The 22,620-nt window shown below is 64.0% G+C and carries 24 protein-coding genes; 17 read left to right on the top strand and 7 right to left on the bottom strand.

Features of this window, described 5'->3' with window-relative positions; all coding sequences use genetic code 11:
• The first annotated feature begins 102 nt into the window (after window positions 1-102).
• A complete protein-coding gene (locus tag RB623_RS13335; RefSeq protein ID WP_308057331.1) occupies window positions 103-1,305 on the top strand; it encodes an acyl-CoA dehydrogenase in 1,203 nt (400 codons plus the stop codon).
• 124 nt (window positions 1,306-1,429) lie between these two features.
• On the opposite strand, the gene RB623_RS13330 is transcribed toward RB623_RS13335, so the two are convergent.
• Entirely contained in the window at window positions 1,430-1,792 is a 363-nt protein-coding gene (locus RB623_RS13330) for an SPW repeat protein (protein WP_308057330.1), read from the bottom strand.
• A gap of 177 nt (window positions 1,793-1,969) precedes the next feature.
• On the bottom strand, window positions 1,970-3,076 hold the full coding sequence (locus tag RB623_RS13325) for a mandelate racemase/muconate lactonizing enzyme family protein (protein ID WP_308057329.1): 1,107 nt from the start codon (window positions 3,074-3,076) through the stop codon (window positions 1,970-1,972).
• A 140-nt stretch (window positions 3,077-3,216) separates the two neighbouring features.
• On the opposite strand from RB623_RS13325, the gene RB623_RS13320 reads away from it, so the two are divergent.
• The 7 genes from RB623_RS13320 to RB623_RS13290 all read left to right on the top strand — a co-directional run bounded on the left by RB623_RS13320 (window position 3,217) and on the right by RB623_RS13290 (window position 8,748).
• The gene (locus RB623_RS13320; protein ID WP_308057328.1) at window positions 3,217-4,404 is read left to right on the top strand and encodes a glycine C-acetyltransferase; all 1,188 of its coding nucleotides are present in this window, start codon (window positions 3,217-3,219) and stop codon (window positions 4,402-4,404) included.
• A 239-nt stretch (window positions 4,405-4,643) separates the two neighbouring features.
• Window positions 4,644-5,678 (top strand): L-threonine 3-dehydrogenase, encoded by a 1,035-nt coding sequence (gene tdh / locus RB623_RS13315; RefSeq protein ID WP_308057327.1) that lies wholly within the window; start codon window positions 4,644-4,646, stop codon window positions 5,676-5,678.
• Window positions 5,679-5,804: 126 nt separating this feature from the next.
• Complete coding sequence (locus RB623_RS13310; protein WP_308057326.1) at window positions 5,805-6,308, top strand: HPP family protein; 504 nt, start codon at window positions 5,805-5,807, stop codon at window positions 6,306-6,308.
• Window positions 6,309-6,459: 151 nt separating this feature from the next.
• A complete protein-coding gene (locus tag RB623_RS13305) occupies window positions 6,460-6,813 on the top strand; it encodes a DUF1428 domain-containing protein (protein ID WP_308057325.1) in 354 nt (117 codons plus the stop codon).
• A 64-nt stretch (window positions 6,814-6,877) separates the two neighbouring features.
• A complete protein-coding gene (locus RB623_RS13300; protein WP_308057324.1) occupies window positions 6,878-7,891 on the top strand; it encodes a fumarylacetoacetate hydrolase family protein in 1,014 nt (337 codons plus the stop codon).
• A gap of 3 nt (window positions 7,892-7,894) precedes the next feature.
• Window positions 7,895-8,188 carry a hypothetical protein gene (locus RB623_RS13295; RefSeq protein WP_308057323.1) on the top strand — a complete coding sequence of 98 codons (294 nt, stop codon included), beginning with the start codon at window positions 7,895-7,897 and terminating at the stop codon, window positions 8,186-8,188.
• Window positions 8,189-8,190: 2 nt separating this feature from the next.
• Window positions 8,191-8,748: a DinB family protein gene (locus tag RB623_RS13290; RefSeq protein ID WP_308057322.1), complete on the top strand. Its 558-nt coding sequence runs from the start codon at window positions 8,191-8,193 to the stop codon at window positions 8,746-8,748.
• Here the strand turns inward: RB623_RS13290 and RB623_RS13285 are convergent.
• Window positions 8,745-8,978: a hypothetical protein gene (locus RB623_RS13285; protein ID WP_308057321.1), complete on the bottom strand. Its 234-nt coding sequence runs from the start codon at window positions 8,976-8,978 to the stop codon at window positions 8,745-8,747. The genes RB623_RS13290 and RB623_RS13285 overlap by 4 nt on opposite strands.
• A 107-nt stretch (window positions 8,979-9,085) precedes the next feature.
• A complete protein-coding gene (hppD, locus tag RB623_RS13280) occupies window positions 9,086-10,198 on the bottom strand; it encodes a 4-hydroxyphenylpyruvate dioxygenase (protein WP_308057320.1) in 1,113 nt (370 codons plus the stop codon).
• Window positions 10,199-10,326: 128 nt separating this feature from the next.
• Between hppD and RB623_RS13275 the strand changes: the two genes are divergently transcribed.
• On the top strand, window positions 10,327-10,794 hold the full coding sequence (locus RB623_RS13275) for an Lrp/AsnC family transcriptional regulator (RefSeq protein ID WP_308057440.1): 468 nt from the start codon (window positions 10,327-10,329) through the stop codon (window positions 10,792-10,794).
• Between the two features lie 103 nt (window positions 10,795-10,897).
• On the top strand, window positions 10,898-12,091 hold the full coding sequence (locus RB623_RS13270) for a succinylglutamate desuccinylase/aspartoacylase family protein (protein WP_308057319.1): 1,194 nt from the start codon (window positions 10,898-10,900) through the stop codon (window positions 12,089-12,091).
• Between the two features lie 114 nt (window positions 12,092-12,205).
• On the opposite strand, the gene RB623_RS13265 is transcribed toward RB623_RS13270, so the two are convergent.
• Window positions 12,206-12,544 carry a TIGR01244 family sulfur transferase gene (locus RB623_RS13265; protein ID WP_308057318.1) on the bottom strand — a complete coding sequence of 113 codons (339 nt, stop codon included), beginning with the start codon at window positions 12,542-12,544 and terminating at the stop codon, window positions 12,206-12,208.
• Window positions 12,545-12,719: 175 nt separating this feature from the next.
• Between RB623_RS13265 and RB623_RS13260 the strand changes: the two genes are divergently transcribed.
• Window positions 12,720-13,847: an FAD-binding oxidoreductase gene (locus tag RB623_RS13260; protein ID WP_308057317.1), complete on the top strand. Its 1,128-nt coding sequence runs from the start codon at window positions 12,720-12,722 to the stop codon at window positions 13,845-13,847.
• 27 nt (window positions 13,848-13,874) lie between these two features.
• Window positions 13,875-14,219 carry a RidA family protein gene (locus tag RB623_RS13255; RefSeq protein WP_308057316.1) on the top strand — a complete coding sequence of 115 codons (345 nt, stop codon included), beginning with the start codon at window positions 13,875-13,877 and terminating at the stop codon, window positions 14,217-14,219.
• 104 nt (window positions 14,220-14,323) lie between these two features.
• Here the strand turns inward: RB623_RS13255 and hutC are convergent, their stop codons facing one another.
• Window positions 14,324-15,073, bottom strand: coding sequence for a histidine utilization repressor (gene hutC, locus RB623_RS13250; RefSeq protein ID WP_308057315.1), 750 nt, complete (start codon window positions 15,071-15,073; stop codon window positions 14,324-14,326).
• A 16-nt stretch (window positions 15,074-15,089) separates the two neighbouring features.
• On the bottom strand, window positions 15,090-16,445 hold the full coding sequence (locus RB623_RS13245; RefSeq protein ID WP_308057314.1) for a formimidoylglutamate deiminase: 1,356 nt from the start codon (window positions 16,443-16,445) through the stop codon (window positions 15,090-15,092).
• A 72-nt stretch (window positions 16,446-16,517) separates the two neighbouring features.
• Between RB623_RS13245 and hutI the strand changes: the two genes are divergently transcribed.
• The 5 genes from hutI to RB623_RS13220 are packed head-to-tail and all read left to right on the top strand — an operon-like array spanning window position 16,518 to window position 22,361.
• The gene (hutI, locus tag RB623_RS13240; RefSeq protein ID WP_308057439.1) at window positions 16,518-17,753 is read left to right on the top strand and encodes an imidazolonepropionase; all 1,236 of its coding nucleotides are present in this window, start codon (window positions 16,518-16,520) and stop codon (window positions 17,751-17,753) included.
• Window positions 17,750-19,285 carry a histidine ammonia-lyase gene (gene hutH / locus RB623_RS13235; RefSeq protein ID WP_308057313.1) on the top strand — a complete coding sequence of 512 codons (1,536 nt, stop codon included), beginning with the start codon at window positions 17,750-17,752 and terminating at the stop codon, window positions 19,283-19,285. Before hutI ends, hutH begins: the two co-directional genes overlap by 4 nt.
• Window positions 19,282-20,082, top strand: a complete 801-nt coding sequence (gene hutG, locus RB623_RS13230) for an N-formylglutamate deformylase (protein ID WP_308057312.1) — start codon at window positions 19,282-19,284, stop codon at window positions 20,080-20,082. The genes hutH and hutG overlap by 4 nt, the downstream gene beginning before the upstream one ends.
• 24 nt (window positions 20,083-20,106) lie before the next feature.
• Window positions 20,107-21,777 (top strand): urocanate hydratase, encoded by a 1,671-nt coding sequence (hutU, locus tag RB623_RS13225; protein ID WP_308057311.1) that lies wholly within the window; start codon window positions 20,107-20,109, stop codon window positions 21,775-21,777.
• Window positions 21,774-22,361 carry a HutD family protein gene (locus RB623_RS13220; protein ID WP_308057310.1) on the top strand — a complete coding sequence of 196 codons (588 nt, stop codon included), beginning with the start codon at window positions 21,774-21,776 and terminating at the stop codon, window positions 22,359-22,361. The genes hutU and RB623_RS13220 overlap by 4 nt, the downstream gene beginning before the upstream one ends.
• Window positions 22,362-22,620 lie beyond the last annotated feature (259 nt).

Here is a 22,620-nt window from a genome sequence, read left to right as displayed (position 1 = left end):
CGACCGGGTTCGTTTCCACTTGACGGAAGGCCCCAGAAAGGCTTCGACCGGCTGCACTTTCCGCACTAAAATCGATGCGAGAACCAGGACTGGATTTTTGACATGAACCTCGAGAGCAAGGCCGCCGCCGCTTCCTTTGTCTGGAACGATCCGTTCCTGCTGGAGGATCAGTTGTCCGAGGACGAACGCATGCTGCGTGACGGTGCTGCGGCATTCGCCGCAGACAAGCTCGCGCCGCGCGTCGAGGCGGCCTACATGAATGAGGAGACCGACCCGGCGATCTTTCGCGAGATGGGCGAGGCCGGCCTGCTCGGCATCACCATTCCGGAAGAATATGGCGGGCTCGGCGCTGGCTATGTGTCCTATGGCTTGGTGGCGCGCGAGGTGGAGCGCATCGATTCCGGCTACCGCTCGATGATGTCGGTGCAGTCGTCGCTGGTCATGTACCCCATCCATGCCTACGGCACGGAGGAACAGCGCACGAAATACCTGCCGAAACTGGCGTCGGGCGAATGGATAGGCTGCTTCGGCCTGACCGAGCCGGACGCCGGCTCCGATCCGGGCGGCATGAAGACGCGGGCCGAAAAGACCGCCGGCGGCTACCGGCTCTCGGGCTCGAAGATATGGATCTCCAACGCGCCGATCGCCGATGTGTTCGTGGTGTGGGCGAAGTCGGCCGCGCACGACAACCAGATCAAGGGTTTTGTCCTGGAAAAGGGCATGAAGGGCCTCTCCGCGCCGAAGATCGACGGAAAGCTCAGCCTGCGCGCCTCGATCACCGGCGAAATCGTGATGGACAATGTGGAGGTCGGCGAGGACGCGCTGCTGCCCAACGTCGCGGGCCTGAAGGGGCCGTTCGGCTGTTTGAACCGCGCCCGCTACGGCATCTCCTGGGGCGCTTTGGGCGCGGCGGAAGATTGCTGGTTCCGCGCCCGGCAGTATGGCCTCGACCGAAAACAGTTCGGAAAGCCGCTGGCCGGCATGCAACTCTACCAGAAGAAGCTGGCGGACATGCAGACCGACATCGCGCTCGGACTGCAGGGTTCGTTGCGCGTCGGCCGGCTGATGGACGAGGGTAAGATGGCCCCCGAGATGATCTCCATCGTCAAGCGCAACAATTGCGGCAAGGCGCTCGACATCGCCCGCCAGGCCCGCGACATGCATGGCGGCAACGGCATCCAGATCGGCTACCACGTCATGCGCCACGCGCAGAATCTGGAAACGGTGAACACCTACGAAGGCGCGCACGACGTGCATGCGCTGATCCTTGGCCGCGCGCAGACCGGGCTGCAGGCGTTTTTCTGAGCCGCTTTTCCCCGCGTCCTGTGCGGGGTATCATCTCATCTCGCTCTAACGACATCGGCCCGCCATCTGCATGGCGGACCGATTGTCTTACATCGTTCGGTTCGGCGTTTGGCCGCCGGGCCGGTCACGCATGCGCGTGCGGGCCATGTCGAAAGTCCCAGACCGCCCAGGCCGACGCGGCCGCGACAAGCACGCCCATGATCACATGGGTCCACATCGCGTTCACATTGGCGGAAAATCCGAGCAGCCAGGGCGAAACGACCAGCCAAAGGCCGAGCACGAAGTTCACCCATTCCTCCCACTCGGCGAACGCCGAAATCGCTGCGAGCGCAAAGCCGGCGAGCACGACGCCCACGATCCAGGCGTTCCACGCCGGCCTGGCGTCGGTCACGAACCCGACGAGCCAGGGGGAAATGAACAGGCAGACCGCGAGGACAAGGTTGATCCAGTCTTGTCCTTTCCTGCCTTCCATCAGCGAATAAGCCATGACAACCTCCACGGATGAAGCTTGATCAAAGCGTTCACTTCGCGTGCACAGCACGCTTCGCATCGAGGTAATTTCGGTGAACGATCGTTCAAGAGCTGCAATGCCACCACGCGGAACAAATCGTCGTGAACGTTCTGTTCGTGCGTAGACGACGCTCTTTCGTTCTCGCGAAGCGACCTACAACCGCGCCACGAAAACAGGCTCGCCCAACGCCTTCGGATCGACCTCGACCCCCAGTCCCGCTCCGCACGGCGGCGTGATGGCGCCGCCCTCGATGCGGAAATCGGCGCGGGCGTTCGAAACCGTCACCCAGTTGTGGAAATCGACCGTGTGCTGGCGAAGTGTTTCTGGCGTCGACAGCATCAGCGCGCAATAGGCTGATGTGTCGATCTCGGCGCCGCCGGTGTCCTCGATGGTGATCTTCAAATTGCGGGCAATCGCGACGTCGCGGATCAGCTTGGCCCTGGTGATGCCGCCGACCCGCGCCAGCTTTATGGTGATGCCGTCGACCAGCCCGTCGGAAATGGCGCGTAGCAGCACGTCGACGCTGTCGATGGTCTCGTCGAGCACCAGCGGCCGGTCGCAGGCGGCGCGGATCGCCAGGTTCTCCTCATAGCTGGCACAGGGCTGTTCCAGCACATAGTCGAGATCGCGGGTGGCGCCGAGGAAACGCCTGACCTCCGCAGTGCCCCAGCTTGCATTGGCGTCGCAAAACAGCACGGTGCCGGAAGGCACGGCGGCGCGCACCGCCTCCAGCCGCGCCACATCCTCGTCGACCTCGAGCCCGACCTTGACCTGCAGCCGGCGGTAACCCTCGGCGACGTATTTTTGCGCCCGTGCCGCCATGGCGTCGGGCGCTTCCTGCGCCAGCGATCGGTAGAGCGGGACGGCCGAGCCTTCCGCGCCGCCGGTGAGCGCGGCGAGCGGCAGTGCTGCGCGCTTGCCGGCAAGATCCCACAGCGCCATGTCGATCGCCGCCTTGGCGTAGGGATGCCCTTTCAGCAGCAGGTCCATGCGGCGGCTCAGCGCCTCGATGCCTGAAGCGCCCTCGCCGACCAGCCGCGGGCAAAGCTCGCGCATTGCCGCGCGCGCGCCTGCGGCGAAGGCCGGGTCATAAAAGCTGCCGAGCGGCGCCATCTCGCCATAGCCGGCAAGCCCGTCGCGCGTCCTTATCTCGACGATGGTGGAATCGAATCCTTCGGCGCTGCGTCCGCCCGAACAGCGATAGGTCCCGTCGCGGAACGGATGCCATTGGCGGAACAGCGTGATCGAAACGATTGTCATTGTGTCTTGGCCTCGATGTTCATCCAACGTAGCCGGCCGGCACGCTGCCCGCCGCGAGAGAAGCGGCGCGTGGGCTGGTCGGATTTCTGCTAGAGTTCGGTGGCTTTCGGCGCTAACCCTGCCGCATCCGGAGGTTTTTCATGAGCCAGCCTTTCCTCGCCCATCTGTCAACCGAACTGGAAGGGCTGAAATTGGCCGGGCTCTATAAATCCGAGCGGGTGATCACCTCCACCCAGTCCGCCGAGATCGAGGTGGCCGGCGGTGGCAAGGTTCTGAACTTCTGCGCCAACAACTATCTCGGCCTTGCCGACAATGCTGATCTGCGCGAGGCGGCCAAGAATGCACTCGACCGCTACGGCTACGGCATGGCCTCGGTGCGTTTCATCTGCGGCACGCAGGAGGAACACAAGCAGTTGGAAGCGACGATCTCGCGATTCCTCGGCATGGAGGACACGATCCTCTACGGCTCCTGCTTCGACGCCAATGGCGGCCTGTTCGAGACTCTGCTTTCCGAAGAGGACGCCATCATCTCTGATGCGCTCAACCACGCCTCGATCATCGACGGCGTGCGGCTCTCCAAGGCGAAACGTTTTCGCTACGCCAACAACGACATGGCTGCGCTGGAAGAGGAATTGAAGAAGGCGGAAGGCAGCCGCTTCAAGCTGATCGCCACCGACGGTGTGTTTTCCATGGACGGCATCATCGCCAATCTGCGGGGCGTCTGCGATCTCGCCGAAAAATACGGCGCCATGGTCATGGTCGACGACAGCCACGCCGTCGGCTTCGTCGGCAAGCACGGTCGCGGCTCGGCTGAACATTGCGGCGTCGAGGGCAGGGTGGACATCATCACCGGCACGCTCGGCAAGGCGCTGGGCGGCGCGTCCGGGGGCTACACCTCGGGCAAGCGCGAAGTGGTCGACTGGCTGCGCCAGCGCTCGCGGCCGTACCTGTTCTCCAACACGCTGATGCCGGCGATCGCCGGCGCGTCGCTGAAAGTATTCGAGCTAATCGAGCAGGGCGACGGCCTGCGCGAAAAGCTTTACGGCAACGCCGCGCGCTTCCGCGCGTCGATGACCAAGCTGGGATTCACGCTCGCCGGCGCCGATCATCCGATCATCCCGGTGATGCTGGGCGACGCATCACTTGCGCAGGAAATGGCGGCAAGGATGCTGAAGCGCGGCATCTACGTCATCGGCTTTTCCTTCCCGGTGGTGCCGAAGGGTCAGGCGCGCATCAGGACGCAGATGTCGGCGGCGCATTCGAGCGCGGATATCGATCGAGCGGTCGAGGCGTTTGAGGAGGTGGGGCGAGAACTCGGCGTGATATGAATCCTGGAAGCCAGTGCTGCTTTTGTGGGCGCTTGATCGAAAGTTCCGACCGGAATGCAATAGAGTTCCGGCTGATGAATCTTTGGGTTGACGGCGGCTCCCAGTACCTCTTTTCGCATTCAGAATGTGCCCGCGCGCGGTTTACCCGTCGCCAGGCGCCGATAGAATTCGAGGCACTAGCCGATTCTGACGGCAGGCCGCAGGATGATGAACTCATTTGACCGGCTCGGAGTAATCTTATGTCCAACATGATGCGTGCCCTCGTCAAAGCCAAGGCCGAGCCGGGAATCTGGATGGAACAGGTACCGGTCCCCGAGATCGGCCCCAACGACGTGCTGATCAAGGTCAAGAAGACGGCGATCTGCGGCACCGACGTCCATATCTACAACTGGGATCAGTGGGCGCAGAAAACCGTGCCCGTACCGATGGTGACCGGCCATGAATTTGTCGGCACGGTCGCCGATTTTGGCTCCGCGGTGACCGAATACAAGGTCGGCCAGCGCGTCTCCGGCGAGGGCCACATCGTCTGCGGCCATTGCCGCAACTGCCGCGCGGGCAGGGGGCATCTCTGCCGCAATACGCTGGGCGTTGGCGTCAACCGGCCGGGCGCCTTCGGCGAATTTTTGGCGATCCCGCAGCACAATGTCGTGCCAATCCCCGACGACATTCCGGACGAGGTGGCGGCGATCTTCGATCCGCTCGGCAATGCCGTGCACACCGCGCTTTCCTTCGACCTGGTCGGCGAGGACGTGCTGGTCACCGGCGCCGGGCCGATCGGCATCATGGGCGCGCTCGTCGCCCAGTGCGTCGGTGCACGAAAAGTGGTGATCACCGACATCAACCCGGTGCGGCTGGCGCTGGCCAAAAAACTCGGCGTGCAGCATGTGGTCGATGCCTCGAAGGAAAAGCTGCGCGACGTAATGAGCGGCATCGGCATGACCGAGGGTTTTGACGTCGGGCTGGAGATGTCGGGCGCGGCGCCCGCCTTCCGCGACATGATCGACACCATGAACAATGGCGGCAAGATCGCCATTCTGGGCATCGCGCCGACCGGTTTCGAGATCGACTGGAACAAGGTGATCTTCAAGATGCTGCATCTGAAGGGCATCTACGGCCGCGAGATGTTCGAGACCTGGTACAAGATGATCGCCCTGGTGCAGGGGCCGCTCGACGTCACCGGCCTGATCACCCACCGCATCGGCGTCGACGATTATGTTTCCGGATTTGAGGCGATGAAGTCAGGCAATTCCGGAAAAGTGGTGATGGACTGGTGAGGACATCGCTCGGGCAAGGGCCGGCGCGATGAAATTTTCATCTTCTGCCCAAAATTCGAATTTTGTTCGTTGCCTGTTGCGTAGGCAAATTGCTATCGAGCCGGGCCTTCATCGCCGGGTTCCCGCATGCGCCGTCACATCGTGCCATTTATCGTCCGCCATGAGCCGAACGGCCGGGCGGTTTCGCATCTGAAATCCGGCATCGGCGCCATCATCGGCATTGGCGGCGTCGGCGCGCTGTCGTCGCTGACCGGCCTGCCCTTGCTGATCGCGCCGCTGGGCGCCACCGTGGTCCTGCTGTTCGGCCAGCCGGCGAGCCCGCTGGCGCAGCCGATCAACATTTTTGGCGGGTATCTGCTGGCGACGATCATCGGCGTGGCGGTCGCACTGGCTTTTCCGGGCGTACTCTGGGTTTCGGCTGTCGCGGTCGGCGCGGCAATCGCCGGCATGCTGATCCTGCGCATCACCCATCCACCGGCGGGCGCGGTGCCGCTGGTGGCGCTGGCCTCTCCGGCAAGCAGCGCCTCGCTGTTCGTGACCATCCTGATCGGCTGTGTCAGCCTCGTGGCGCTGGCGCTGGTGCATCACCGCCTGCCGCCCCGCGTCCAGTATCCGCGCCTGATCGGCTGACGCCGCTCCGCTTCTCGCAGCGGCAATGCTGTCAGGTGACGGGCAGCATCATGCGGGCCGGTCGCGCCGTCCCGTTTTCGTATGTAGAATGTCGGCAGGCAGCTGACTCGATCGTCCTCGGGACAGCCACGGTGGCTGAGAGGAGAAGATCATGACCTATGTCGACGGCTTCGTTCTGCCCGTGCCGAAGGCGGAATTCGAAGAGTACAAGAAGAACGCCGAGCTTGGCCGGACCGTCTGGATGCAACACGGCGCGCTCTCTTATGTGGAAGCCTACAGTGACGACGTGCCGGACGGCGAGGTGACGTCATTCCCGCTGGCGGTGAAGAAGGAGGCGGACGAACTCGTCATCTTCTCCTACGTCACCTACAAATCCCGCGAGCACCGCGACGAGGTGATGAAGAAGGTAATGGCCGACGAGCGGATGAAGCCGGGCATGGAGAATATGCCTGCCTACATGAAGCGCTTGATTTACGGAGGCTTTCAGGTCTTCGTGGAGGCGTGAGGGCTTTCTGGTTTATACAAGACTCCTGGACGCCTCAGGCGGTCAGGGCGGGAGGAGAACACGCATGAAGCTTGCCAGCCTGAAGGACGGCTCCCGCGACGGGCAGCTTGTGGTCGTGTCGCGCGACCTGACGCGCTACACGGATGCCTCCTTCCTAGTGCCGACGCTGCAGGCCGCGCTCGACGACTGGCTGCGGCTGTCGCCGCATCTCTCGGCAATGGCCGAATCGCTGGAGACCGGCGCGGTGCCGACCTCGCGTTTTCACGAGCATGACGCGCATTCGCCGCTGCCGCGCGCCTATCAGTGGGCCGACGGCTCGGCCTATGTGAACCATGTCGAGCTGGTGCGGAAGGCGCGCGGCGCCAACATGCCCGAAAGCTTCTGGACCGATCCGCTGATGTATCAAGGCGGCTCGGATTCCTTCCTCGGGCCGCGCGACGCCATCGCCATGTCCGACGAGGCCTGGGGCATCGATTTCGAGGGCGAGGTGGCGGTCATCGTCGACGACGTGCCGATGGGCGCGTCGGTCGAACAGGCGGCCGCGGCCATCCGGCTTGTCATGCTGGTCAACGACGTCAGCCTGCGCGGGCTGATCCCGGCGGAACTGGAAAAAGGTTTTGGCTTCTTCCAGTCGAAACCGTCCTCCGCCTTCTCGCCGGTGGCGGTCACGCCGGACGAACTGGGCGACGCCTGGGACGGCGGCCGCCTGCATCTGCCGCTGCTGGTGGAACTCAACGGCAAACCGTTCGGCCGGGCCAATGCCGGCGTCGATATGACTTTCGACTTTCCAAGACTGATCGCCCATGCGGCGAAGACGCGGCCGCTCGCCGCCGGCGCCATCATCGGCTCGGGCACGGTGTCCAACAAGCTGGGCGGCGGGCCGGGCAAGCCGGTGTCGGAGGGCGGCGCGGGCTATTCCTGCATCGCCGAGCAGCGCATGGTCGAGACCATAGAGACCGGCGCTGCGGTAACGCCGTTCATGCACTTCGGCGACACGGTGCGCATCGAGATGAAGGACCGGAGCGGCCATTCGATCTTCGGCGCCATCGAGCAGACCGTGCGGCCGACGGGTGGTTAGGCGATGAACTTGATGTTCCCGATCGTCACCGGACTTTGGGGGCTCGTCATGGTCTCCGTCTTCATCCTGGCGATCCGGCTGTCCTATCGGATCGAGGCGCGCTCGCCGGCATTGACAAACACCTCCGGCTTTCCGCGCAACGCCATGATCTTCCACACAGTTACCAATTCGGGCGTGGCGCGCGATGCCGAGACTCAAGGCATGCGGCGACGTATGAACGTTCTGCTGTTGGTCAATCTTCTCGGCTTCGCGCTGCTCGGGGCGGGCATTTATCTTTCCCGGCTGCCGGAGGGATGAGGATGGGCCAGCTTACCCACTTTCGCCGGATGGCCGAAAACAATCTGTGGTCGAACGACCGGCTCTATCGCGCCTTGCAGGCCTTGCAGCCCGGTGAATTGGAGGCGCCGCGCACCAGCTTCTTCCCATCGCTCAAGGAGACGCTGAACCACATCCTGTCGGTCGATCTGTTCTATCTCGACATGGTGGAAGAGCGCGGCGTCGGCACGAAAATCTTCGACACCTATGTCGACAGCGGCGACGCGAAGGAGCTTGCGGAACGCCAGTCAGCCTTCGACCGGCGGCTGTTGGCATTTTGCGAAAGCCTGTCTCCGGCCGATCTCGATCGTCGCGTCCTCACGGATCGCGGCGAGGCGGGCATGATCCCCGAACGCATCGGCGACCTCCTGGCGCATCTGTTTATCCACGAGATCCACCATCGCGGCCAGGTACACGCGATGCTGTCCGGCACCTCGGTCAAGCCGCCGCAACTGGACGAGTATTTTCTCGACTACGATTGGAAATTCAGAAGGGAGGAGGTGGCCCGGCTGAGGCTAGATGACCAAGCGGGCGCAAACTAGCCTCTGGCGAAACGGTCGGCGTCGGCGAAAACGCGGTCGATCAGTTCCTGTGTTCGCTCGTCTTTCACGATTGCATGCAGGCGAAGCAATTCCGCGAAAATCTCGTTGATGTCTGCGCTGTAGACCAGTTCCATATGATCGTTCACCAAGCTGTCGCGATCGGACTCCTGTCGTAGAACCCGTGCTTTTCGATCGGCGGGCGTTTCAGACCAATATTCGTGCGGCCGCATGATGTGTGCCCCGATTTACAGCGGCGCTATTATAGCAAAGCTCCTTGCTCGCATAAACAAAAAGGGCCGGCATTTCTGCCAGCCCTGATTGCGGGGCAAAGGTGCCGTTAGGCAGCCTTGTTTGCGTGCAGCACGCCGCGCCGGATCTGATCCTCCTCGATCGACTCGAACAGGGCGCGGAAATTGCCTTCGCCAAAACCCTCGTCGCCCTTGCGCTGGATGAACTCGAAGAAGATCGGGCCGATCACGGTCTTGGAGAAAATCTGAAGCAGGATCTTTGTCATGCCGCCGTCGACCACGCCTTCGCCGTCGATCAGGATGCCGTGCTTCTTCATGCGCTCGATCGGCTCGTCATGGCCGGAAACGCGGGCGAAGGAGCGCTCATAATAAGTGTCCGGCGGGCCAGGCATGAATTTCAAGCCGTTGCCGGCCAGCCGATCAGTGGCGCCATAGATGTCCTCGGTACCCACGGCGATGTGCTGGATGCCTTCGCCCTTGTATTTCTTCAAAAATTCCTCGATCTGGCTGGTGTCGTCCTTGGACTCGTTCAGCGGGATGCGGATCTTGCCGCAGGGGCTGGTGATGGCCCGGCTGACCAGGCCGGTGATGCGCCCGTCAATATCGAAATAATGGATCTGCTTGAAGCCGAAGAGCTCGCGGTAGAACGCCCACCACTTGTCCATCTGGCCGCGATAGACATTGTGGGTGAGGTGGTCGAGAAAATAGAAGCCGACGCCTTCGGGTTTTGGATCGCGCTCGCCCAGCCACTCAAATTCCTGATCGTAGGCCGAGCCCTTCTCGCCATAGTGGTCGACGAAATAGAGCAGTGAGCCGCCAATGCCGACGATGGCCGGCACGTCCAGCGCCTTGTCATTGCCGCGATAGGGCGTCGCGCCTTTCGACACGGCATGGTCGAAGGCATGCTGCGCATTGACCACCCGCCAGGCCATGGATGGCGCGCAGGGGCCGTGCTTCTCGACGAAATTCATCGCATGCGAACCGCGCTCGGCGTTCAGCACATAGTTGATGTCGCCCTGCCGCCAGATGGTGATGTTTTTGGTCCGGTGGCGCGCGACTGCAGCATAACCCATACGCTGGAACAGCGTTGCCAGCTTTTCCGGCTCGGGATGCGCGAATTCGACGAACTCGAAACCGTCGGTGCCGGCGGGGTTGGCCTTGCTGATCTTCGCGGGCGGTGCGTCGTGCGGGAAGGGACCCATGATGGCCTCCGGTCGGTCGAATTGCGGACTGCCGGAAATCATACTCCGATCGGGCCGCATTGTGCTTGCATTCGGTGATGTTTCGTGCAGCCCTCATGCACGGATCGTGCATGATGAGGGTGGATGCCATGCAGGACGAACGCATCGACGATTTCGACCGCAAGATACTGGCGCTGCTGCAAGCGGACGCGCGGCTGACCAACAACGACCTGTCGGAACGCGTGAACCTGTCGCCTTCGCAATGCTCGCGACGTCGCCAGCGGCTGGAGGAGGAAGGTTTTATCGCCGGCTACCGGGCGTTGCTCGACCGAGAGCGGCTTGGCTTTTCGCTGGTCAGTGTGGTCTCCGTGACGCTGGCGACCCACAACCGCGACAACGCCCGCCGCTTCGCCGAACTGATCTCGCGCCTGCCGGAGGTGCAGGAGGCGCATGCGCTGACCGGCGAGATGGATTATTACCTGAAGGTGGTGACGCCGGATTTGAAGGCGCTGTCGCGTTTCGTCAATGACGAACTTCTGCCGCACGATTCCGTGCAGCATGTGAAGACCGCCATCGTGCTGGACACGCTCAAGGAGACCGGCGCGCTGCCTTTGTGAACCCCGTGAGCCCACTCGTGGTTGCAAGTTGAGTGGCGGTTTTTATAGTCGATCTGCGCGTCGTTTTCGAACGCAGCTTTTCACATCGCAAAGGATCCCCGTCATGTCGGACAGACCTCAAGAAGGCCTCGGGCGCCGCGACTTCATGATCGCGTCGATCGCCACGGTCGGCGCGTCGGCGGCCCTTGCCGTCAACACTCTTGCCGCAAATGCCCAGGAGGCGGCAAAACCATCTACCGATCCGATATCGGGAACGGTCTATACGGGAGAGGTTATCGAGGGAAAAAAGGTCGTCAGCACGCTCGACGTCAACGACCTGGAACCCGGCAAGAAGCACTTCCTGTATTTTCAGGGTGTGCGGATGCCCAGCGGCCAGCACTGGTATGTGTCCGTGACCGTCGCCAAGGGAGCGAAGCCGGGCAAGCGCGTCGTGCTGACCAGCGGTGTCCACGGCGACGAGATGAGTTCCATGCATACGGTCCAGACGGTGATGAACCAGCTCGATCCGGCGCAGATGTCCGGAACGGTGGTGGCGGTCACAGACATTGCCCGCCCGGCAATCGAAAGCATGCAGCGCAGATGGCCCAACCAGGGCAGGGGCATCGACCTTGTCGACATGAACCGGGTGTGGCCCGGCAATGAGAACGACATCACCGCGGCCAGCCGGCATGCCGGGTTGCTGTTCAACCGGCTGCTGCGGCCAAACGCCGACTTCGCGATCGACTTCCATACCGGAACGACCGGATTCGAGGTCGCCGCATTCAATATTGCCGAGATGGACGTGCCCGAGATCAAGGCGATGGCGGAACTCTATCCCGTCGGCCAGATCTTCGACAACCCTACATATCCCAGTGTCCTCCACAACGCGTTTATCGCCGCGGGCATCCCGTCCTTTTGCCCGGAGATCGGGGCTGCCCGCCATCTGGACCTCGAGATGATCACGCTGTTCGTGGAAGGCACGATGAACGTGCTCAAGCATCACGGCATCGTGGCCGGGCCGATGGGACGCACGGGCAAGGACGTGCCTGTCTTTGTCGGCAATAGTGCGTTCCCGGTCCTGGCGACCCAGGGCGGGATCGTCGAGCATCTGGTCAAGCTCAACGACAAGGTCGAGGCCGGACAGAAGGTGGCGATCCAGCGAAACAGTTTTGGCGAGGTGGTTGCGGAATATGCCAGCGGCGTGGCCGGAGAGGTGACAGGCCAGCGCAGCGACGCAATGACCGAACCCGGCAATCCCCTGGTATTCATCCTTTTCAACAAGCCGACGCCGGAGGGTGCTGAAACCTATCCCGAGTGATCCAACGCTGGAGTGACCTTCGCCCGGTGGCCAGGCTTGACGCCATACGCGTCATGCCTGGCACCGGTTGCGGAAGAAGTCGAAGCGGGTGAGAGGTAGCGAGGGCCTAGCGCGCTATCCCTTTGCCTGCTTGGCGGCCATATAGATGTTGGTGGAGCGTGCACCGGAGCGGCAATAGGCGAAAACCGGCCCCGGGATTTCGTCCAGCGCCTCGACCATCTTCTGGACGTCATCCTCGGTCATCTGGCCGCTGACGAAGGGGATGTGCCGAAAGACGAGGTCGGCGGCTTCCGCGGCGGTGGCGATGTCGGCGGCGCTGGGCTGGCCGGGCTGCTCGTCGTCGGGGCGGTTGCAGATGATGCTCCTGTAGCCGGCATCCTTTATGGCCTGGATGTCGTCGGTGGCGATCTGGCCGGAAACGGCGTAGTCGTCGGTAACCTGGCGGATGTCCATGGTCGAAACTCCGTAATTCTTCTGCGGCTGTCATGCCACCGCGCGCGGCGCGCCGCAACCTTCCGGCTCGCGCCTGGACCATCGCTTTGCGGCGCTGGCGAACAGCGGTGCGCTTGCGGGGGCTTTTCCACGTCGGTAGGTCGTAGGCATCCGGGGCGGCAGCATGGAGAGCGTCATGGCCGAAACGATCGAGACCGACGTTCTCGTCATTGGCGCGGGTATTGCCGGCGCGGGCGTGGCGGCCGATCTGGCGCGCGATTTCCGCGTCGTGATCGTCGAGAGGGAAGACCGGCCGGGCTATCATTCGACTGGGCGCTCGGCCGCCCTGTTCATCCAGAATTACGGCAACGCGGTCATCCGCACGCTGACCCGTGCCAGCGCTCCGCTCTTCCACGGCGCTGACAGGGGGCTTTTTCCCCATCCGCTACTCTCCCAGCGCGGCGTGCTTTATGTTGCCAGCGCCGAGACTGCGGAGGAATATGCCAAGCTGCTCGCCGAGGCGGAAGGAATACGCGAGATTTCGATCGCCGAGGCAATGGCAATGGTGCCGATCCTGCGCAAGGAAACGCTCGTTTCGGCTTCCTACGAGGAAGACGCGCAGGACATCGACGTCGCCGCGCTGCACCAGGGCTGGCTGAAGGCGGCGAAAGCCCGCGGCGTACGGCTGGTGACCGACAATGGCGTTCTGTCCGCCGAGCGGACCGAGGGACGCTGGATCGTCGAGACACGGGATTTCCGAATCGCCGCGCCGGTCGTTGTCAATGCCAGTGGCGCCTGGGCCGATACCGTCGCGCGGTCTTTCGGCATCGAACCCGTCGGGCTGCAGCCGCTGCGGCGGTCGATGGCCGTCCTGCCCGGCCCCGAAGGCTACGACATCCGCCGCTGGCCGCTGCTCAACGATGCCGCCGAGACCTGGTACGCCAAGCCGGACGGCGGGAGACTGTTCGTCTCGCCGTCCGACGAGGATCCGGTCGAGCCGCATGACGCCTTTCCGGACGACATGGTCTTGGCGGAGGGGCTGCACCGCTTCGAGCAGGCAGTGACGATGCCGGTGACGCATGTCGAGCGAAGCTGGGCGGGGTTAAGAACCTTCGCTCCGGATCGCACGCCGGTCGCGGGGTTCGACCGGACGGCGGATGGTTTCTTCTGGCTTGCGGGGCAGGGCGGCTACGGAATCCAGACGTCTCCCGGCTTGTCACGGCTGGCCGGAGCGTTGATAAGGCGGGCGACGCTGCCGGCCGAGATGGAGGCGATCGTGCCGGCGCTTTCGCCCAACCGGTTTCGCGTTTCACGCCCGGAATAGTCCGGCAACTCTCAGGAAGGAATGAATATGAGCGTCAAGAGGCTTGGTGTCGGTCCACGCATGAGCGACATCGTCATCCATGGCAACACCGTCTATCTCGCCGGCCAGGTCGGCGCGCCCGGTGAAAGCGTGACGTCGCAGACCAAGGCGATCCTCGCCACGATTGACGGGCTGCTTGCGCAAGCCGGGACCGACAAGACCAAGATCCTGCAGGCGATCATCTGGCTGGCCGACATGTCGACCTTCCAGGAGATGAATGCCGTGTGGGACGCCTGGGTGCCGCAGGGCAACACACCGGCCCGCGCCACCGGCGAGGCAAAGCTGGCCGGACCGGAATACAAGGTCGAGATCATCATCACCGCGGCGATCTGAGAATAAGTGCGCCGGGTAAGTGTCGGGGAAAGTTTGCCTTTCGGTCCGTGCGGCTTCTGAGCCGCCACGGGCTGCTACCGAAAGGAGGCGAACTGTCCCTAGCGCTACCCCTGCGCCGGCGTGAAGCGGGCGACCAGCGTGTGGCCATCGCCCGCATAGGTGAAGCGCACATGCGTCACCGGCTGGTCGGCGCTCCAGGTCTGGCGCTCAACCACCAGCGACGGCGTGCCGGCGTCGATATCGAGCGTGGACGCGACCCCGGCGTCCACGCCGGCGGCGCGGATGCGGTGCTCGGCGACGCTCCACGGGATACGGCCGACGAGCCACGGGCCGGGTGCGATCTCGGCAAAAGCCTCGTGCTCTGCGTCGGGCACGGTTCTCAGGCTGATCAGTCGGTCCTCGTGACAGAACGGACGATGGCCCGCGAAATGCAATGACGTCAGCGCTATGACGGTGGATGGCTCGGTCAGGCCCAGTCGCTCGCGGTCGTCCGCCGTGCCACGCCGCATGCGCCGCGACACCAACTGGTAGCGGTAAGGCAGGCCGAGCGCCTGCACCTCGGTCTTTATGTCGTGGATTTCGAGAATTGCGGCTTGCGACTTCGGTCGCCGCACGAAGCTGCCGGAGCGCCGGCGCCGCTCGATCATGCCGGCCTTGGCCAGTTGCGACAGGGCCTTGTTCACCGTCATGCGCGAGCAATTGTAGGTGGCCGATAGCTCGTATTCGAACGGGATGCGGTGGCCCGGCGCCCATTCGCCGGAGACGATTTTTTCCGAAATGTCCGACAGGATGCGCTGGTGCAGCGACGGCGCGTCTTCGCCGGCAGGCCGATCCGCTATTTCCGTCAACGCCATCGCCAGCGAATCTCCGTCAAACCGCCGAGAGCGCGATCATTGTCTTCCTGAAGCGCTCGGCAATTGCCTCATGGTCGAAATGCCTGCCTTCCGCCACGCATTTGCGGCCCGCGACCCAGACACAGTCGATTTTCGCACCGTTGGCGAAGATCCAGGCGTCGAGGATAGCGTCGCCCGACTTGCCGGCAAGCGAAGGATGTCCGGAAGCGAGCGAGACAAGACTTGCCGCGCCGCCGACAGCGATGCCGGAAGGCCGCCCGCCGAGCGCCTGGTTGCCGCCGACGAGTGCTGCGTCGAACAGCGCCCTACCGTTCGAGCCGCCGGGCGGCGCCAGCACGTTGCGCTGGCGGTGAAGAAGGCGCTGCGAATATTCAAGCTGGCGCAATTCGTCTGCGACGCCGATCAGCACATTGGAATCCGAGCCGACGCCGAACCTTCCGCCCTGGTCGAGGAAGGCGCGGCCGGCAAAGATGCCGTCGCCGAGATTTGCCTCGGTGACTGGGCACAGGCCGGCGATCGCCCCGCTTTTCGCCATTGCCGCGGTTTCGCCATCGGTCATGTGGGTCGCGTGGATAAGGCACCAGTTTTCGCCGACCGGCGCGTTGGCGAGCAGCCATTCGACCGGACGGACGCCAGACCAGGCAATGCAGTCGTCGACTTCGCGGGTCTGTTCGGCGACATGGATATGGATGGGGTTCGATAGGGCCATGCGCGTGACGGTGGCGAGCTCGTCTGGCGTGACGGCGCGCAAACTGTGCGGCGCGACGCCGACGATTGTGTCGGACAGACCCGCTACCGCCTCGCGGCTTGCTTCAAGCAATCTTGAGAAAGAGTCGATATCGTTGATGAATCGCCGCTGGCCGTCGTTCGGCACGAGGCCTCCGAACCCCGAATGCGCATAGAAGACCGGCAGCAAGGTGAGCCCGATGCCGGTTTCCGATGCTGCTGCGGCGATGCGTTCGCCCATTTCCGCGATGTTCGCATAGGGCCGACCGTCGCGGTCGTGGTGGAGATAGTGGAATTCGCCGACGCGGCCGAAACCTGCTTCCAGCATCTCCATGTAAAGCTGGGCGGCGACCGCCTCGACCTGTTCCGGCGTCATCGATAGGGCGAAGCGGTACATCACCTCGCGCCACGACCAGAAACTGTCGTCACCGGGGCCGCGCGTCTCCGCCAGCCCGGCCATGCCGCGCTGGAACGCATGGCTGTGGAGGTTGGGCATGGCGGGCAGCAGGATAGCGGCGCGCTCATCAGCTTGGGCTGGAGAGGCGTTATGCTCGATGCTGACGATAGCGCCGCGCTCGAACGTGACTCGGACATTCGAGGCCCAGCCGGTGGGCAGAAGCGCTTCCCTTGCGAAAATACCGGTCATGTTCAATCGCCCGCTTGCATCTTTGTTCATTATGTATATACATATTGAGGTCGATTGGGAAATGGAAAAGTGATGGCCGTGACGGGACGGAGAGCAGCGGTGGGTACGCGCATATGGCGCAATGCCCAGCTTGCGACCATGTCGCCTGCACTCCCCGGATTGGGCATCGTTGAGCATGGCGCCATCGCGGCGGTTGACGGCAAGATCGCCTTCACCGGGCCCGAAGCCGATCTGCCGGCGGGCTTGGCCGCCAACGCCGATATGGTCGACTGCGGGGAGCGCTGGATCACGCCCGGGCTGATCGACTGCCACACGCACCTCGTGCATGCCGGAAATCGCGCAGGCGAGTTCGAGATGCGGCTGGCCGGGGCGACCTATGAGGAGGTGGCGAAAGCGGGCGGGGGCATCGTATCGTCGGTGCGGGCGCTCCGCGCGGCGAATGAAGACGAACTCGTCCGCCAGACCTTGCCGCGTCTGGACGCGCTGATCGCCGAGGGCGTGACGACGGTGGAGGTGAAGTCCGGCTACGGGCTCGATGCCGACAACGAGGCGAAGTCGCTGCGTGCGGCGCGGCGGCTGGGGCAGGAACGGGCCGTCTCCGTCAGGACCAGCTTTCTCGGCGCCCATGCGCTGCCGCCTGAGGCTGCCGGCGACAAGGATGCTTATGTTGCGAAGGTCGCTGACGACATGCTGCCGGCGATCGCGGCGCAAGGGCTTGCCGACGCTGTCGATGGCTTTTGCGAGGGGCTAGCCTTCTCGCCCGAACAGATCTCCCGCGTGTTCGACAAGGCCAAGGCACTGGGCCTGCCGGTAAAACTGCATGCCGACCAGCTTTCCAATCTCGGCGGCGCCGCGCTCGCGGCCCGGTATGGCGCGTTGTCGGCCGACCACCTCGAATACACCGACGAGCACGGCGCGGCGGCGATGGCCAAGGCCGGCACAGTCGCCGTGATCCTGCCGGGCGCCTATTATTTCATCCGCGAGACCAAAAAACCGCCGATCCAGCTTTTCCGCGATGCCGGCGTGACGATGGCGGTGGCGACCGACTGCAACCCCGGTACCTCGCCGCTGACCTCGCTGCTTCTGACCATGAACATGGCGGCCACGCTGTTTTCCATGACGGTGGAGGAGTGCCTGCTCGGCGTCACCCGCAATGCCGCCGCGGCGCTGGATATCGCCGGCGAAACCGGCACGCTGGAGGCCGGCAAATGGGCCGACCTCGCCATCTGGGACATCGAGCGGCCGGCCGAACTGGTCTACCGCATGGGATTCAATCCGCTGCATCAGCGCGTCTGGAGGGGCCAATGAACGAGATCGTCCTGCGGCCCGGAACCGTTCCGCTCGACCATTGGCGCGCGGTGCTCGACGGCGCGGTGCCGTCGCTCGACCCGGCCGGCCGCGACCGCATCGCCGCCGGTGCGGCGGTGATTGCCGGCATCGTCGCCAAGGGCGATCCGGTCTACGGCATCAACACCGGCTTCGGAAAGCTAGCCAGCGTGCGTATTCCGGCCGGCGACGTCGAGACGCTTCAGCGCAACCTGATCCTGTCGCACTGCTGTGGCGTCGGCGAGCCGCTGGCCCCCGGGATCGTGCGGCTGGTGATGGCGCTGAAGCTGAATTCGCTCGGCCGCGGCGCGTCCGGCGTGCGGCCCGAAACGATCGCGCTGATCGAAGCGATGCTGGCCAAAAACATCGTGCCGGTGATCCCGGAAAAGGGTTCGGTCGGCGCCTCGGGTGACCTCGCGCCGCTGGCGCATATGACGGCGGCGATGATCGGCGTTGGCGACGTGTTCTTGGAAGGCGCGCGCATGCCGGCTGAGGCCGCACTTGCCAAGGCAGGGCTCAAGCCGATCGTGCTGGCCGCGAAGGAGGGCCTTGCACTGATCAACGGCACGCAGGTGTCGACGGCGCTGGCGCTGACCGGCCTGTTCCGCGCGCATCGAGCGGCGCGGGCCGCACTGATCACCGGCGCGCTGTCGACCGATGCGGCGATGGGTTCCTCCGCGCCGTTCCATGCCGAAATCCATGAACTGCGCGGCCATCGCGGCCAGATCGACACGGCGGCCGCCTTGCGCGCGCTGCTCAAAGGTTCGGAAATCCGCGACAGCCATCTGGAAGGCGACGAGCGGGTGCAGGATCCCTATTGCATCCGCTGCCAGCCGCAGGTCGACGGCGCCTGCCTCGACCTGCTGCGCATGACCGCGCGCACGCTGGAGACAGAGGCCAATGCCGTCACCGACAATCCGCTGGTGCTGGCCGACGGCTCGGTGGTGTCCGGCGGCAACTTCCATGCCGAGCCGGTCGCCTTCGCCGCCGACCAGATCGCCATCGCGGTCTGCGAGATCGGCGCGATCGCCCAGCGGCGCATCGCGCTTCTGGTCGATCCTGCGCTGTCCTTCGGCCTGCCGGCCTTCCTGGCGAAGAAACCGGGGCTTAATTCCGGCTTGATGATCGCCGAGGTGACGTCCGCCGCGCTGATGAGCGAAAACAAGCAGATGTCGCATCCGGCTTCAGTGGATTCGACGCCGACCTCCGCCAATCAGGAGGACCACGTCTCGATGGCCTGCCACGGCGCGCGGCGGCTCTTGCAGATGACGCAGAACCTGGCCGGCATCATCGGCATCGAGGCGATTACCGCCGCCCAGGGCGTCGATTTCCGCGGCCCGCTGAAGACCGGAACCGAACTGCTCAAGGCGCACGCCGCGATCCGAGCGGCCGTGCCCGATCTTGAGGTCGACCGCTATATGGCCGACGATCTTGCTGCCGGGGCGGACCTCGTTCTGTCCGGCACTCTCAACGGAAGCGTTAGCGCGGGAATATTACCGGAGCTGGACGCATGACCCCCGTCAAAGTCACGCGCGGCTCTTCGCCGGTCATCCTCGGCCTGCCGCATACCGGCACGCATGTGCCCGCCGACATCCGGGAACGTCTGAACGACGAGGGCCAAAAACTCAGGGATACGGACTGGCATGTCGACCGGCTCTATGACGGCCTGCTGCCCGGCGCAACGATGGTGCGGGCGACGTTCCACCGCTATGTCGTCGACGCCAATCGCGATCCATCGGGGCAAAGCCTCTATCCCGGTCAGAACACCACTGGCCTCGTGCCGCTGACCGATTTCGACGACCAGCCGATCTGGCGGAAAGGCGAAGCGCCGAGCGAGACCGACATCGCCGCGCGGCTCGAGGCTTTCCACAAGCCCTACCACGCCGCGCTCGCCGCCGAGATCGAGCGGGTGAAGGCGGAACATGGCGTCGCCATCCTCTACGATTGCCATTCGATCCGTTCCGTCTGCCCGTTCCTGTTCGAGGGAACGCTGCCCGACTTCAACATCGGCACCAACAGCGGGCTGACCTGCGCCCCGGAGATCGAGAAGGCAACGCAAGAAATCTGCGCGAAAGCGACGGGTTACACCCACGTCGTCAACGGCCGCTTCAAGGGTGGCTGGACGACGCGCCACTATGGGCAGCCATTGAAGGGTGTGCACGCCATCCAGATGGAACTGACCCAGTCAACGCACCTTGCCAGCGAGGCGACGCCCTTCGCTTATGACGAGGCGAAGGCGCAGCGGCTGCGCGTCCATCTCAAAACAATCCTGATTGAACTCGAAACCGTCGCCAGGCGCCTCGCCGCCTGAACGCCGCCGCCGAAGGAGCGCATTATGACCAATCCGCGCCACAACATCCGCGAAGTCCGCGCACCGCGAGGGCCCGAGCTCAATGCGAAATATTGGACGACCGAAGCGCCGCTCCGGATGCTCATGAACAATCTCGACCCCGACGTGGCCGAGAACCCCAACGAGCTGGTGGTCTATGGCGGCATCGGCCGTGCGGCGCGCACCTGGAACGATTTCGACCGCATCGTCGCCGCGCTAAAGACGCTGGAGAACGACCAGACGCTGCTGGTGCAGTCGGGAAAGCCGGTCGGCGTGTTCCGCACCCATGCCGACGCGCCGCGCGTGCTGATCGCCAACTCCAACCTCGTGCCGCACTGGGCCGACTGGGCGCATTTCAATGAGCTCGATAAGAAGGGCTTGATGATGTACGGCCAGATGACGGCCGGCTCGTGGATATACATCGGCACGCAAGGCATCGTGCAGGGCACCTACGAGACGTTCGTCGAGGCCGGCCGCCAGCATTATGGCGGCAATCTCAAGGGTAAGTGGATTCTTACCGCCGGTCTCGGCGGCATGGGCGGAGCGCAACCGCTGGCCGCCGTAATGGCTGGCGCCTCCTGCCTCGCCATCGAATGCAATCCCGACTCGATCGATTTCCGTCTACGCACGCGATACGTCGACGAGCGTGCCGACACGCTGGACGAGGCGCTGGCGATGATCGAGCGCTGGACCAAGGCCGGCGAGGCGAAATCCGTCGGCCTGCTCGGCAACGCGGCGGATATCGTGCCGGAACTGCTGCGGCGTGGCGTGCGGCCGGACATGCTGACGGACCAGACTTCCGCCCACGATCCGCTCAACGGTTACCTGCCGAAAGGCTGGTCGCTGGCCGAATGGCGCGAGAAGCGCGTCAGCGATCCGAAGGCGGTGGAGAAGGCGGCGCGCGCCTCGATGCGTGAGCATGTCGAGGCGATGGTCGGCTTCTGGAACGCCGGTGTGCCGACGCTCGATTACGGCAACAACATCCGCCAGGTTGCCAAGGACGAGGGTTTTGAGAACGCCTTCGCCTTCCCCGGTTTTGTGCCTGCCTACATCCGTCCGCTGTTCTGCCGCGGCATCGGCCCGTTCCGCTGGGCCGCTCTGTCGGGTGATCCCGAGGATATCTATCGCACCGACGCCAAGGTGAAGGAGTTGACGCCCGGCAACACCCACCTGCACAACTGGCTGGACATGGCGCGCCAGCGCATCTCCTTCCAGGGCCTGCCGGCGCGCATCTGCTGGGTCGGGCTCGGCGACCGCCATCGGTTGGGCCTCGCCTTCAACGAGATGGTGGCCAAGGGCGAATTGAAGGCGCCGGTGGTCATCGGCCGCGACCATCTCGATTCTGGCTCGGTAGCCTCGCCTAACCGCGAGACCGAGTCGATGAAGGACGGATCGGACGCCGTGTCCGACTGGCCGCTGCTCAATGCTCTGCTGAACACCGCCTCCGGCGCGACCTGGGTGTCGCTGCATCATGGCGGCGGCGTCGGCATGGGCTTTTCGCAGCACGCCGGAATGGTCATCGTCGCCGACGGCACGCCAGACGCTGCACGGCGGCTGGAGCGTGTTTTGTGGAACGACCCGGCGACGGGCGTCATGCGCCATGCCGATGCCGGCTACGACATCGCGCTCGATTGCGCCCGCGAGCATCAACTCGACCTTCCTGGCATCCTCTGGTGAGTGGTCCCACCGTCATCCGCGCCGCCGACCATCGCGTCATGCGATGGAAGAACGGCGGCGGCACGACGGCCGAGATCGCCGTGTCGCCGCAGGGCTCGGGCCTTGACGATTTCGACTGGCGGCTGTCGATGGCCACGGTCGAGACCGACGGCCCGTTCTCCGCATTTCCCGGAATAGATCGGACCTTGTCGATCCTTGAAGGCGAAGGAATCCGGCTGCGGGTGGGAAGGGACGAGCCGGTCGAACTGACAACATCCTCCGCCCCGCATTTCTTCGCGGCGGACGCTTCCGCCTCGGCGGATCTGGTTTCAGGTCCCGTTCTCGACCTCAACGTCATGTCGCGGCGCGGGCGCGTCGCGCATGCCGTCCGCCGTCTGCATCTGGTTGAAACCTTGGATATCGCGCCGCATGGTCATGACGTGGCCATCTTTTGCGCGGAAGGACGGTTGCAAGTGGACTTGGGTGACGGTCCAACGAACCTCACCCGCCACGACACCGCGATCTGGTCGAATGACCGGACCGAAGCAAGGCTTCGCCCCGATCCGTTCGCCCTAGTTTATACGGTTGAAATCCGGCGCGCCTGACCCCGCGTCCGCGATATTTGGGACGCGCTGATTTTAATCACGAAAAAGCCAAAATCTCGCCGCTTTGCATCGCCGACCGGTCGGGTTCCGCGGATTTCGGCGATTGCCGGGCGATTGGGTTTCGAACGTCTTCGTGTCGCGGCTGAATTTGAGGTCGGCTCGTGTTGCGATGCAACTTTTGCCATCTGAAACGGTTAAACGCTGATTCAGGCTGCGGCGTTCGTCGCGGTCCCCTTGTCTGTACCCTGGAATCTGCTGC

The sequence above is a fragment of the Mesorhizobium sp. LHD-90 genome, assembly GCF_030929505.1.
Classification (GTDB): Bacteria; Pseudomonadota; Alphaproteobacteria; order Rhizobiales; family Rhizobiaceae; genus Kumtagia.
Note: the sequence above shows the minus strand (reverse complement) of the source record. Positions and strands in the feature narration are given on the sequence as shown.